Raw genomic sequence first — 15,030 nt, 5'->3', positions numbered from 1 at the left:
GCGGTCAACTTGTTCCTCGAATAGCTCATAAATGGTTTTATCCTTCGGATAATCGGCTTTAGTGTTATTGAACTCATTTAATAGGAGATGTTTTTCTTCCTCTGAAAGGAGTTCGATTTGACTTACTTTCTGATCCTCATCCTGTACAAGCTGCTCAATCACATTTGTTAAATGATTTGTCATGTTCTCGATGATTGTTTCTGGATAGAGATTTTCATCATAAGCCAGCTTTAAAATGAGCTGTTCCCCAGGAATGGCCACGATTGTAAAGCCATAATTAGTTTGTTCATTCCCCTTTATGTCCTTGAACATAAAGCCAATGTCACTTTCTTCTTGCTTGCGTTCATCAAAGGCATAATTTTCAAAGATCATCACATGATCAAGTAAATCCCGTTTTAGTTCACTAAGGGACTGAACATCTGATAAATTCATGTAACTATATGCTTGACTTTCTATTGCTTGTTCTTGAACCCTCTTGAAAAGATCTTTCAAGCTTTCGTGAGCTTCCATCTTTATTCTCGTTGGGATTGCATTGATAAACAGCCCCACCATCTTTTCAATTCCGGCGACTTTGGCGTCTCTTCCAGAAACTACAGAACCAAATACGACGTCGTCTGTCTCGTTGTACTTAGCTAAAAGAATCCCCCACGCACTTTGTAAGAGGGTATTTAATGTGACATGGTTTCGATTGGCCAAAGCGGTCATTTTCGTCGTCAATTCGTTTGAAAGCGCAAGAACCTTCTCTTTGTAATGATCACCGCTTGGACTTCGATCCCTTTTGAATGATGGAATTTTAGCTTGTTTTTGATAACCTTCTAAATAGTGCTTCCAATAATGAATTCCGTCTTCTTTTGTTTGTTCTTCCAACCACTTAATATAGTCACTATACGGTTTTGGCTCTGCTAAAAGCTGTTCTCGCCCTGCCCGTTTGTTTCCATAAATATGGAACAACTCTCCTAAAATAATGCCGCGGCCCCATCATCCATCAAATAAGATGTGATGATTACTCCAAATGATTGTATAAGCCTCTTCACCGGTTTGAATGAGCTCCAATCGGATTAACGGGTCTTGAGTAAAATCAAACCCTCTTTCTCGGTCTTGTTTCATATATTCTTTTATGCTTTCCTGTTGTTGTTCAACCTTTTGGCGGCGAATATCACGGTATTTAAATCCGATCTTGCGATCTTTTAGAATGACATTCCTTGGTTTTTCTGTTATTTCATATTCAATGGCTGTCCGAAGAATTTCATGTCGCTTCATGATGTCATTTAAACTTTCTTCAAATAAATCTGCATTTATCGATCCTTTCACGTCGATGACCATTTGTTCAAAGTATGCGCCTGATTGTTGATCTTCTAATGCATGGAATAACATCCCCTGCTGCATATTTGCCAATGGATAGATTTTCTCTATTTCAAAATCGTTATATTTTGTTTGAATACTTTCTAACTGTTGGAGGCTTAATTCCTTATCTCCATAATCAAACTGGCGTTTTTTCAGCCCTTTCTTTAGAGACACAATGATCAATCACGGTGTGAAGGGATTCTTTGTATACCTCCATAAATTCCTTGACAACGTCTTCGCTATAGACTGTTGTATTATAGGTCGTATCGATCATTAATCGTCCGCCTAAGACAACCGCATTTATTTCCATGGCATTTTCTCTTGTGCGTTTGCCGCCAATCGATTCTCCTGTCGGGAGCCATGAAGAAGAAAAGACGGTGTTATTGAGTTCTTTATCCATTTGACCTAAATAATTAAATAAGATAGGCGGCTGTTCTCCATTCCATAAGTCTTTGTCTTCAGTCAAATACTTTAATATCCCGTAGCCGATCCCTTTATGAGGAATTCTTCTTAAAGATTCCTTGACCATTTTAATGACCATTGACAGATCATGTTCATTTCCTAAGTCAATGAATACAGGATATTTAGTCGTAAACCATCCGACTGTTCGACTCATATCTATTCCTGCGATGATCTGTTCTCTTCCGTGACCTTCCATGCTAAATCTCATTCGATTTTCACCTGTTACACGGCATGCGGCCATTAAAAGAGCCGTAATTAAGAGATCGTTGATCTCGGTATGATATGCTTTGTTTGTTTCCCTTAACAGCTGTCTTGTTTCTTCTTTTTCAAGAACTGTACTAAAGGTCTGACTATCTTCGTATTTAAATGATTCGACAGTCTCTTTCGTTTCTAGAAAATCTACTTTTTCCTTTAATACATCCAACCAATAGCTCTTTTCTTTAAGCAGCTTTTCACTTTTAGCGTACTCATGGAGCTGAGAAGCATATTCTTTATAAGAAGTCGTTTTTGGATAAAACGTTATTTTTTCACCTTTCACTAATTGACTATATCCGAGTGCTAAATCTTCTAATATAATTCTCCAAGAGATTCCATCTACTACGAGGTGATGGATGATAAGCAACAGGTGATCGCCTTTATCCGTTTGAAACAGAGCCGCATTCATAAGAGGACCTTCTGTTATATCGAGCTTTTTTTGTAATCTAGTCGCAAGTTCATGAACTTTCTCATCAAGATCGTCCTCTTTCGAAAGATCATACACATAAAAGCCAAACTGATTTTCTTCTACTCCTCGATTATATGGAAGCACCTCATCCTTCTCTTCTTGATAGATCATTCTTAAGGCATCATGATGCTTCATCATTTCTTCAAGAACTTCCTGAACCATCTCCGCACAGAATCCGTCTTTTCGGTACAACATGATGGCATGATTATAATGGTTTAAGTCTTCTTTCCCTCCTATAAAATACGCCTTTTGAATTGGAGTAAGGAAAACTTCTCCTGTTTCGATGTCATACGATGGTTGGTTGATTGTTTCTGTTTTGACATAGCTACTTAAAAGCCTAATCTCTGGGTAAGTAAATAAATCTTTCATCTCTAAAGCGATGCCTTCTCTTGATAATTGGGAGATAATTTGTAAAGCTTTGATCGAGTCTCCCCCCAGAGGCAAAGAAAAGAAGTTATGAGTAATCCCGATTGGCTCGACTTCTAATATGTCCTCCCATACTTGCGCGAGTTTTTCTTCTACTTGATTTCTTGGCTCTACATAGTCTACTCCTGTACTCACATCTGGCTCCGGCAAGGCCTTTCGGTCTACCTTTCCATTTGGCGTCAACGGGATCTGTTCCATCCGAACGAAATAAGACGGAATCATGTAATCTGGTACTTCTTCTGTTAGATACGCTCTTAATTCGTCAAACGACAGTTCCTTCCGGGATGTAATATATGCACACAAGTGCTTACTGCCATTCTTCCCTTCCCGGTCGATGACAAATGCTTCTTGGATTTGTTCATGTTTAACGAGCTGATTTTTGATTTCTTCCAGTTCGATTCGATATCCTCTTATTTTTACTTGGCTGTCGATTCGGCCCGCAAACTCGATTCGGCCATCCGATAGTCTTCGAACAAGATCTCCTGTTCGATACATTTTTTCATGCGGTTCAAACGGATTTTGAACAAACTTTTTTTCTGTCAAGTTCGCCCGGTTTAAATAGCCGCTGGCTATTCCTTCCCCTGCTAGGCACAATTCTCCGTACACACCTTCTGGAACGAGATTCATTTGCTTGTCCACTACGTATGCCCTCATATTTTGAATCGGTCTGCCTATTACTGGGCATTCGTTGAAGGAAGCGAGATGATGAGAATCAATCACCTGATAGACCGAACCGATTGTCGCTTCTGTAGGTCCATAGTGGTTCATCACTACATGGTTCGGATAATATTGATAAAACGTTTCAACGTCTGTTGGGTTCATTTTCTCGCCGCCCAGTACGACCAACCGCAAGGTTTCACAGCTCCGATCAACTGAGAAGCTTGGGTCATTGATCATCACGTTAAAGAGAGAGAGGTGTCAGTTTCAAATAAGTGATTCGCTGTTCTTTTATATACTTTAATGCCTTGTAGGCATTAGAATAGACGTTTTTTTTGACAAGATGAAGCTCACACCCATTTAAAAGCGCTGAATAAAGACTTGTGTACCCTAAGTCAAAAGCATAGGAAGACATTAACATCGTCTTATCCTTTGTTTGAAGCTTCGCTTCTGTTGTAAACCATGTCATATAGTTCACAACATGACAGTGTCGAATAAAGACACCTTTTGGTGTGCCGGTCGATCCCGATGTGTAAATAAGATAAGCATGTTGATCGGAGACGTAATCCACCGCTAAATTGGATGTGTCCCTTTCTTTGATAGAGCTGTCTTCCACACGGATCACTTCTCCATTAAAGCAGAGAGTTTCCTTTAAATTCCCTTTTACGATCAATAAGCTGGCACCACTGTCTTTTAGAATGGCGTTCGTTCGTTTGTGCAATTGTTCAGGGTCAATTGGCAAATAGGCAGCTCCCGTTTTTAATACGGCCATCATTCCAATGATCATCTCGAGGGATACTTCCACCATTATTCCTACTGTTGTCCCCCTGTTTTGCCCCTTTGTCTTGAAGCAGTCTTGCCAATTGGTTGGCTTGTTCATTGAGTTCTAGATATGTCAGCTTCTTGTCTTCAAACTTGATAGCCACATGATGAGGCGTTCGCTTCACCTGTTCTTCAAATAATTGAGAGATCGTTTTATCCTTCGGATAATAAGCTTTTGTATCATTAAACTCATATAACAACCTTTCGGTTTCTTCTTCCGAAAGCATTGAAATGTCGTGAAGACTTCGCTCAGGCTGATCGATGATTGCTTGGAAAATATGGATCAAATGTTTCGCTAGTCTTTCCATCGTCTCTTTCTTAAATAGTTTAGTGCCGTAATTCAATACACATTTGATTTTTTGATCTTCTTCAATAGCGGTGAGGGTCAAATCAAATTTAGAGACATGTGCTTCCATTTCGTACGGCGCAAAGGTTAAGTCTTTCATCTCAAATTCATCATGATCAAAGTTTTGCATGACAAACATCGTATCAAACAACGCACTTCTACTCATATCTCTTGTTAGATCCAGCTTTTCAACTAGTTCATCAAAAGGATAATCTTGATTTTCATAAGCTTTTAAGGCAGTCTCTTTGACTTCTGTTAAGTAATCACAAAATGACTTGTCCCCTTTTGGATAATTTCTCATCGCAAGGGTATTGACAAACATTCCGATCACATCTTTCAAGTCATCATGAGGTCTTCCCGCAATCGGGGAGCCTACGACGATATCCTCTTGACCGGTATATTTTGAAAGCAGTGCAGTATATCCAGCTAAAAGAAGCATATATAGTGTGACACCATGTTCTTTTGCCATCTTCTTTAGATTAGCACTTAGATCACTGTCGATTTCAAACTGGACAAGGTCACCTTCTGTACTTTGGATTGGCGGTCTTTTATAGTCTGTCGGCATATTCAACATAGGTACTTCATCTTTAAAGAGATTAAGCCAATAAGCTTCTTGTCTCTTCATTTCTTCTTTTGTGGGACAACTCTCTTTGCCATGCAGAGTAATCTTTGTACTGAAGGTTTAATGGTGATAATTCTTTCCCCTCATATAACTCAGCCAGCCAATTCTCGTGTAAAGATTCCCATTGATACGCCGTCTGAAATGATATGATGCATATCGAGCACCATGATGTGCTCATCTTTCTTCGTTTTGATCATTTCAACTCGTAACAGGGGCGCTTTTTTTCTAAATCAAATGGCCGAATAAACTCGTTTATCATCTCGTCTACATGATGAGCGGCATCTGCTTCTCGATAGCTCACCTTAAAGTCTATTTCTTTTTCAATTCGTTGAACTGGCTCGCCATCTACCATTAAAAAGGAAGTTCTTAACGCCTCATGTCTTTCGATTAGTTGACAAAATGCTTTTTCCAATCGGTGTAGATCAAAATCACCTGTTATTTTCATCGCGAAAGGAACATTATAAGAAACTCCATGACCTTCGATCTTGTTTAAAATATAGAGCCTTCTTTGCGCAGATGAAAGTGGATAATAATCTTTTTCTTCCGCTTTTTTGATCGCTGAAAATTTACTTTCTTTTGTCGAACGAATGAATTCTCCAATGCCTTTAATAGTAGGCGTTTGAAAAACTTGCCGTAACGGAAGCTCAACCATAAGTTCTTTATGGATTCTAGACACCATCGTCGTCGCTTTTAAAGAATGTCCTCCCATTTCAAAGAAGTGGTGGTTGATCCCAATCTTTTCTACACCTAAAATGTCTTGCCAAATCGAGACAAGCTTTTCTTCCACTTCATTTCTTGGCGCCTCATACTCCGTCGTCCCAACGATTTCACTTCCGTCAGGCTTTGGTAAGGCCTTGCGGTCTATTTTCCCATTTGCGGTAAGCGGTAGCTTATCCAGCTGAACAAAAAACGCAGGAACCATATACTCCGGAAGCACTTGTTCCAAAAGCTTTCTTATCTCTTTGGTCATTGATGCATCCTTCGATTTTTTAGAAGTGAAATAGGCACAAAGGTATGGTTGGTGGTCTTTGTCTTCTCTTGCGATCACGACAGCTTCTTTCACTGCTTCATGTTTTAGAAGTTGATTCTCAATTTCACCAAGTTCAATTCTATAACCACGTATTTTCACTTGGTGGTCGATTCTGCCTAGAAACTCAATATTTCCATCAGGTAGCATTCTCGCAAGATCCCCTGTCCGATACATTCTTTCTCCTGGGACAAATGGGTTTGAGACAAATTTCTCCGCGGTTAGTTCTGGTCTATTTAAATAGCCGCGCGCCAAACCTTCTCCACTTACACAGAGTTCGCCTGCGACTCCTAATGGGCAAAGACTGTTTGCTTCATTTAAAATAAAAACGTTTGTATTAAAAATTGGTTTTCCTATAGGGATATTTTGATAAGGCTTATCGACAATGAAGCTTGTAGTAACTACTGTATTTTCAGTAGGTCCATAGTTATTAACAATCTGATAATTTTTATCGTTAAAATAGTTTAGCTTATCTCCACCCGTTAATAATCTCCTCAAAGATTTATTGTTATGCATTAAAAATTGTTCACATACTTGTGTTGGTAAAAAGCAAATTGAAATATCATTCTCATTAAAATATTCGTTTAGTTTGGGGATATCCATTTTTAAGTCATCACTTATTACATGAATTTCAACCCCAGCAACTAGATAGGGGAATATTTCCCATACAAATGCATCAAAGCTGATACTTGCATAGCTTGCACTTTTGTCAGTTTCACAAATCTCATTGTATGAATTATGCCAGTTGCATAAATTCACTAAAGAATGATGCTCAATCATCACTCCTTTTGGTCTTCCAGTAGAGCCAGATGTATAGATGACATAAGCTAAATCCATACTGCTGTTATTAATAGATAAATTGTCTGTTTCATAATCAGATAAATTTTTATTATCAACATCAATAATGGTAATATCTTCAATGTCAATAAAATGAGCTTTTTCAATTAACTTATCTTGGGTTAATAAAATCTCTGTCTGGCTATTGTGAAGTATATATTTAATCCTCTCTTGAGGATATGCAGGATCAATTGGTAAATAAGCGCCGCCAGCTTTTAAAATAGCCATAATTCCAACAATCATTTCAACTGAACGCTCCACCATGATTCCAACAACCTTGTCAGAGCTAACGCCATTCTCCCTTAACACTCGCGCCAATTGATTAGATTTTTCATTGAGCTCTTTATATGTGAGCTTTTTATCTTCAAAAACAACTGCCATATTTTCTGGTGTCCGTTCTACTTGTTCTTCAAACAGCTGATGTATTAGTTGATTTTTGGAAAAATCAATATTTGTATTATTAAGCTCATGTAATAAATAATTTTTTTCCTGATGTGAGATCACATCTATTCGATTTAATCTCACTTCAAGGTTTCTTGATATTTCGCTTAAAATATTGATATAGTTTTCTGTCATCCTTAAAACCGTATCTTTATTAAATAATTTAGTTCTGTATTCAATGTTTAAAACAATCTCATCTTCGTAGTCTAAAATATTAAAAGTTATATCAAATTTCGCATTATCCAATTCAAAGATTATTGGGCTAAGCTTTAAATGATCTTTCTTACTAGTGAATAACTTAGCATCTTCTAATACGAACATAGTATCAAATAAAGGATTTCTATTAGAAACTCTTTCGTAGTCTATTTTTCGGATTAATTCATCAAATGGATATTCAGAGTTTTCAAATGCTGTAATTGTATTTTCTTTTATTTGTTCCAAAAACTCTTTAAAACTTCTTGAAGCATCTATATCATTTCTTAAAGCAATTGTGTTTACGAATACACCAAAAACATCTTGTAAATCTTGATGCATTCTTCCAGATGCTACTGTCCCAATAACGATATCGGTTTTACCAGTATATTTATGAAGTAAGATATAGTAGGCACTTAGCATGAGCATATATAAAGTTGATCCCGTATCCTTAGCAATAGCTCTTACCTTTTCAGATAACTCCTTGCCAATGTGATAATATACATTGCCCCCTTCAAAGGTATCAATATTCTCTCTTTTGTAATCATATGGCAACTCCAATTTAGGCGGTATATGATTGTATATATCCAGCCAATATTGTTCTTGTTTTTTCATCGCATTCGAATGATTATACGTATTATTCCATTCCACATAGTCCTTGTACTGTATATTTACCTCAGGCAAGTCATGATTGTTATATAAATCTAATAGCTCATTCATTAATATTCCTTGAGATACTCCATCCGCAATAATATGGTGGAAATTTACTACTAATATATGCTTATTCTCTTCAATTTTAATTAGCTTAGCTCTCATGAGAGGAGGCTTATTCAAATCAAAGGGCCTTGTTGATTGCTTACACTGCTGACTAGTTAAATTCAGTAACACCTCATGATCTGTTGCGGTTGTATCTAGGCACTCGTATTCCATATTAAAATCAACGTTTTCATAAATTTTCTGAACTAGCTCGTTGTTTATTACCTCAAATCCGGTTCTTAACGCCTCATGTCTTTTTATAAATTTTCTAAATGCATTTTCAAGTTTATTAATTTCGATTTTGCCTTCAACAAATAGTGCCATCGGAATATGATATGCTCCCCTATCATTCTCCATCATAGAAAGCATATACATTCTCTTTTGTGAAGGAGATGTAGCATAATAATCCTGTTTCAATGCTTTATTTATTGAATTTTTCCTACCGTCATCTTGACTGTTTTTTAAATAATGATCCATTGCCTTTATTGTGTTATGTTTAAATATTTCTCCTAACGACACCTCTAAATTCATTCTCTTTTTAATCTCAGTTACTAGCGCAATCGCTTTTAATGAATCTCCGCCTAATTCATAAAAATTAATATCTATACCGATTTCCTCTAGCTGAAACACATCTTTCCAAATACTCACTAGTCTTGATTGTGTTTCATTTTCTGCTTCTTCCAATTTAGTTGATGCAACTTCATCTATTGCCTGATGTTTTAGAAATTCTTCTAAAATACGTTTATCTATTTTTCCATTTACAGTTAATGGTATTTTATCTATTTTTAAAAACTTTAACGGAATCATATAATTCGGTAATTTATTCTGTAAAAAATGTTTTAACTCGTTTGGATTTATTTCTTTATCTGAAACTACAAAAGCATATAAATTTTTAATTCCGTTATCGCTTCGATAATCAATTACTACTGTTTTTTTCACATCATTATGTTTTATTAAAGAGTTTTCAATTTCTCCTAATTCTACTCTATATCCTCTTATCTTCACCTGGCTGTCTTTTCTTCCTAAAAACTCAACATACCCTTCCTCTTTTAATACCCCATAATCACCAGTTTTATAGATATAACCAAATTCATCATGTAATATAAATGAAGCGTCTGTTTTTTCTTTATCATTAATATATCCACTCGCTACTCCCAATCCACCGATATATAACTCTCCCTCTACTCCTACAGGGCATAATTGTCTATTTTGATTTAATACATAAATTTTCTGGTTTGCTAACGGTTTTCCATAAGGTATACTTTTCCAATCAGCCAACACTTTTTTTATAGGATAATATATAGACCATATTGATCCTTCAGTTGCTTGCTCACCTAAAGCTCACAACCTCTGCATGATGAAAAGTTTTCTTTATTTTCTCTGGAAGATCTAACGGAATCCAATCTCCACTTAATAATACAAGTCTTAAGTTATTATTTTGTTCATTTTCATTATAAACATCTACTGTCAATCCCATAATAGCTGGAACGGAATTCCATATTGTAATTCTTTTTTCTTCTACAACCTTCTTTAATTGATATACATCCCTCTGGTCATCTATAATGACAAGAGTTGCTCCACTTCCTAGTGCACCAAAAACATCATAAACAGACAAATCAAAGCATAAAGAGGAAATTCCCATAATCCTATCATTTTTTGTTACATGAAATTTTTCGTTAATATCTAAAATTGTATTTACTGCAGCTCCGTGGGTTATTTCGACACCTTTTGGCTCACCGGTGCTGCCAGAAGTGAAGATAGCATATGCCATATCTGTCTCATTTACTTGTATATTTATCTCTTCATTAGAATATTTTTTGATATTTTCGTCTCGATAAATAGTAGGTGTTATAAAGAACTTACAATTACTTTTCTTTTTAATATATTCTTTTCTTTCTTCAGGATAGTCGGGATCAAGCGGTATATATGCTGCACCACATTTTAAAACAGCAAACAAATTTATAACCGTATCTATACATCTCTTTCTAATAACACCTATATAATCGCCTTTTCTAACTCCCTTTTCTATTAAATATCTTGCAATTTGATTTGATCTTTTATCTAACTCTTTATAAGTTATTGATTTATCATGATGAATAACAGCCGCTTTATCAGGTACAAGCTTCACTTTATTTATAAATAATTCATGTAAGGTGCTTTTTTTAAAGTTTTTGTTAGTATCATTATAATTTGTAATGATTTTTATATCATCTTTGCTAAGCTGAATATTTGATACTTCGTCATTTAAAATCATTTCATTTAGGATATTTAAGTATTGTTCAAACATTGATTGAATAACTTTATCTTCAAACAATTGTTCAACATAATCCCATGTAATATATAAACCGCCATTTAATTCGTATACTTGATTATCTATATAAACTTGAGATGTTCTTGTACTAAAAAATTTAATTTTATCAAAGTTTACTAAATTGTCATAAGAATCATCGGAACTTTCACTTAATACACTTGTGAAAACTATAGGCATTATAGCTTGTTTATCCATTCGATGTTTTTTCCCAATAGTCCTTATGAAATCTACACCATCAAAATGCCTATGTTCAAGAGCTTCTAACAATGTATCTTGAACCTTCGTAACAAAGTCCCAAAATGATTCCATACCGTCTTTCGTATTAATATCGAGTAACATTAATGTTGTAAAATCTCCAATGATTTTTTTTACATCTTCGTGAAACGGTATCCTATTAAATACGGTTAAATTTACAGCAAAATGACTTTGATTACTCCAGTATGCTAAGACATAAGCATACGCAGCACAGAGAACAGAGGTAGGAGTTAAATTTCTCTTTCTTGCCTTTTCCTTTAATTTATTCCATTTATACGTATCTAAAAATTCCGAGTATTTATTGAAGGTTGGCTTTATAACTTCTACAGGGTTGCATTTTAATGGCAATGCAGGTGCACTCGGAAAATCATCCAACTTATTCATCCAATACTTTTCATCTTTTTTATATCGATGAGAATTTCTAAATTCGTTGAGTGCTAACACATAATCCCTGAAGTTATACTGTAACTCAGGTAAATCGAGATGAGGATGATCATAAAATAATTTAAATTCCTTAATTAATATTTTCAAACTACTATCATCACAAATTAACGGATCAATATTTAAACAAAAATATTTTCTTTGATTAGGTAAAAGAAAGGCTTTTATCTCAAATAACGGCCATTTACTCGGGTCAATAATTTTTGTTATCATTTTTTCCCTTTGTAATAATATACTCGCTTCTATTTCTTCTTCGTTCGAATCCCTTAAATCGACCGGATCTACAGAGTAAAAGACCTCTCCCTCAAGTATTCTTTGCGTACCATTTTCGAATACGATCGTTCTAAGAATAGGATGTCTGTCTATTAGCTTTTGTAATGCATGATTAAACCTATTCATATCAACATTTATTTCGAATTCTACAGTCAAATTTGTAGCTGCTCCGCCAATTTCGAATGTTGCATCCCTTCCTATTAAGTAAGCCAATTGTATTCCTGTAAGCGGAAACGGTTCATGTAAATTTGCTAAATCTGTTGTTTTTGTAAAGTAATTCTCTTTGATAATCTCTCTTTTATTTGTTTCAATATACTTACTTATTTTCTTTATCGTGGATAACCTAAATAATTCTTTTAATGGTAAATCAACACCCATTTCCTCATTCATATGAGATAGAAGCTCAATCGCATTTAGGGAATTACCGCCAAGTACTGAAAAACTATCATTAATTCCAACTTTACTTATATTCAATATTTGCTGCCACATGATAACAAGCTGTTCTTCAAATTTATTTCTTGGTGCTTCATACTCAACTTCGGTATTCACACTTCCATCTGGTTCCGGTAATGACCTTTTATCTACCTTTCCATTTTGCGTTAATGGCAGTTTGTCCAATTTTACAAAATAGGCGGGAACCATATATTCTGGAAGCTTTTCTCCTAAAAATTCTCTTAATTCTTCAACTGTAACTTCTTTTTCTAAAGTGATATATGCACAAATATATTTACTATTTTTCTTATCTTCTCTAGCTACAGCTACAGTTTCTTTTACAGCTTCATGCTTTTGCAACTGACTCTCAATTTCGCCAAGTTCAATTCTAAATCCACGAATCTTCACTTGATGATCTATTCTTCCTAAAAACTCAATATTTCCATCAGGTAACCACCTAGCCAAATCGCCTGTATGATACAATCTTTCTCCTGGTATAAATGGATTTGAAACAAATTTTTCTGATGTTAACTGGTCATTATTTAAATAGCCTTTACTTAATCCATCTCCAGAAATACAAAGTTCTCCAGCTTCGCCAAAAGGCAATAAATTATTATTATCATCTACTATATATACAGAAGTATTTGCTAGAGGTTTGCCGATAGGTATAGTATCATCTTCCTCATCTATTTCATTTATAAAGTAATATGTAGCGAATACAGTACTTTCTGTTGGGCCGTATACATGAATCATTTTGTCTTTCCCCATATACTCTAATGCTTTTTTAGCATGAGGAACTGAAACTCGCTCCCCTCCGAAAAGTATTTTTCTAATATTCGCCAAACAGTTTATCTCCATATCCACAAGAATATTAAATAGAGCCGTTGTGATAAACATTACATTTATTTTTTCTTTCCGTATTAAATTTCCAAGCTTATTTATATTAATGACTGTATCCTTTTCTACCATGACTAATTTTGCACCATTTAATAATGCACCGTATATATCAAAAACTGATCCATCAAAAACATAATTTGAAAGCTGAAGAATGGTGTCATCATTGTAAATTTCTATATAATTAGTATTGCGAATAACTCTTATTGCATTATAATGAGAAATAATAACCCCCTTTGGTATCCCCGTCGAACCAGATGTATAAACAATATAAGCAGTATCGCTAGAATTATTGATGTTAATTAAATTGTCTATGCCGAATCCTTTGTAATCCTCGCCATCCAAGTTGATTATTTCAACATCATATTCCATTTCCACAATAAATTTTTCTTGCGTCAATAGAGCTTTAACGTCACTATCCCGAAGCATAAAATCAATTCTAGCCTTCGGAGTATCAGGATCAATAGGCAAATACGCTGCACCAGATTTTAGAATGCCTATTAGACCAATGATCATTTCAAGAGATCTTTCAACCATGATTCCTACAATAGTATTAGTGTTGATTCCTTTCTTCTTTAACAGTCTTGCCAATTGATTGGATCTTTCATTTAACTCTTTATAAGTCAATTTCTGATCGTTAAATACGACTGCTGTATGATCAGGCGTTTTTTCTGCTTGCTGCTCGAATAACTGATGTATCGTTTTTTCTTTTGGATAGTCGGTCTTTGTATCATTGAAACTATTTAATATAAGTTCTTTCTCTTCTATTGTCACTCTTTCAACATGGCTGATATTATTTTCTTTCATTTTATCTGGGTGTTTCATAAACATACACAATTCCTCCTCTTATGTTATGTTTAGCACCTTTAAATGGAGATAAAATCCCTCATTTTCCTTTAAAAAATATTATCATTGCAAGAATACATTTTTAACATACCCTAAAAATAAATTATTTCATTCCTTTAAAGTTTGATGATCTCTATGTCATCGTTTCCTTTCACATACAATGCTATAAAGCACAGTTTGCCAACAAAAAGATGGGACAATTGACACATTTAAATCAACAGATCAATGAGTGATAAAAGAAAATGGAAAATCTCTCTAAAAGGCGGCTTCATTTATTTTGATAATGTGGAAAAGTTGAGCTTGGATGAAATAGTACAAGTGCTGCGGAAGATCTCGCTCGTTTCCTTTAGGAAAAAACGATAATAGACCTTAATATGCACAAAGTCGTTTTAGAATCTCGTACAAATAAAGCAATTCGAAGATTCGAATAACATCTCATTAGTACACCAATTGAAATGATTCAAACTCAAAACAAGTAAAGGAGACTGAAAAAGAATTGAATCCATCATGTCTAGCTTGGAAAAGATACAGATCCCTCATTAGCGATTTTTGATAATGAATTCAAAATAACAAATACTAATAAATCTAATTGCCTTAAGTGCAGATGATATTAGGATAACTTCTTAGTAAGCCGCCAAAAAATGAAGTACAAAAACATAGTAGTAGAAACATTTGAGTGTTTAAAATCTACATAATAAATAGTACAAATACTTTATAATTTCGCGATACTGTTTTTAAATCGACACTCTTTAAAAGGATTATAATATATTATTCTCAATACTATATGAATTTTTATGAAAATATATATTTATTTAACATATCTTATCTTTATAACCTAAATTGTAATATATTTGTTATCTTTAAAATAAAAGTTGCAATGCATTGTCAACACCAGTTTTCAATTATTAATAAAGCATGAATC

4 protein-coding genes and 2 pseudogenes are annotated in these 15,030 nt (G+C 34.7%); all 6 read right to left on the bottom strand.

Annotation, left to right across the window (positions count from 1 at the left end; translation table 11 throughout):
* Window positions 1–138 precede the first annotated feature (138 nt).
* Window positions 139–1,374, bottom strand: a pseudogene (locus tag K6959_RS19040) (condensation domain-containing protein); the annotation flags it as partial.
* A 106-nt stretch (window positions 1,375–1,480) separates the two neighbouring features.
* Entirely contained in the window at window positions 1,481–3,853 is a 2,373-nt protein-coding gene (locus K6959_RS19035; RefSeq protein WP_262421934.1) for a condensation domain-containing protein, read from the bottom strand.
* A 4-nt stretch (window positions 3,854–3,857) separates the two neighbouring features.
* Window positions 3,858–4,400: an AMP-binding protein gene (locus K6959_RS19030; RefSeq protein WP_262421933.1), complete on the bottom strand. Its 543-nt coding sequence runs from the start codon at window positions 4,398–4,400 to the stop codon at window positions 3,858–3,860.
* Window positions 4,345–5,406 (bottom strand): condensation domain-containing protein, encoded by a 1,062-nt coding sequence (locus tag K6959_RS19025; protein ID WP_262421932.1) that lies wholly within the window; start codon window positions 5,404–5,406, stop codon window positions 4,345–4,347. The genes K6959_RS19030 and K6959_RS19025 overlap by 56 nt, the downstream gene beginning before the upstream one ends.
* An 89-nt stretch (window positions 5,407–5,495) precedes the next feature.
* Window positions 5,496–9,937: pseudogene (locus tag K6959_RS19020) on the bottom strand (amino acid adenylation domain-containing protein).
* A gap of 49 nt (window positions 9,938–9,986) precedes the next feature.
* Window positions 9,987–14,093 carry an amino acid adenylation domain-containing protein gene (locus K6959_RS19015; RefSeq protein ID WP_262421931.1) on the bottom strand — a complete coding sequence of 1,369 codons (4,107 nt, stop codon included), beginning with the start codon at window positions 14,091–14,093 and terminating at the stop codon, window positions 9,987–9,989.
* Window positions 14,094–15,030: the final 937 nt, after the last annotated feature.

The sequence above is a fragment of the Bacillus aquiflavi genome (assembly GCF_019915265.1).
In the GTDB taxonomy this organism is placed as follows: Bacteria; Bacillota; Bacilli; order Bacillales; family Cytobacillaceae; genus Bacillus_BT; species Bacillus_BT aquiflavi.
Note: the sequence above shows the minus strand (reverse complement) of the source record. Positions and strands in the feature narration are given on the sequence as shown.

Bases quoted from the DNA above. Each gene is read 5' to 3' on its own strand.
- K6959_RS19030 (WP_262421933.1), bottom strand. From the start codon at position 4,400: ATGATCATTGGAATGATGGCCGTATTAAAAACGGGAGCTGCCTATTTG.
- K6959_RS19025 (WP_262421932.1), bottom strand. From the start codon at position 5,406: ATGAAGAGACAAGAAGCTTATTGGCTTAATCTCTTTAAAGATGAAGTA.
- K6959_RS19035 (WP_262421934.1), bottom strand. From the start codon at position 3,853: ATGATCAATGACCCAAGCTTCTCAGTTGATCGGAGCTGTGAAACCTTG.
- K6959_RS19015 (WP_262421931.1), bottom strand. From the start codon at position 14,093: ATGTTTATGAAACACCCAGATAAAATGAAAGAAAATAATATCAGCCAT.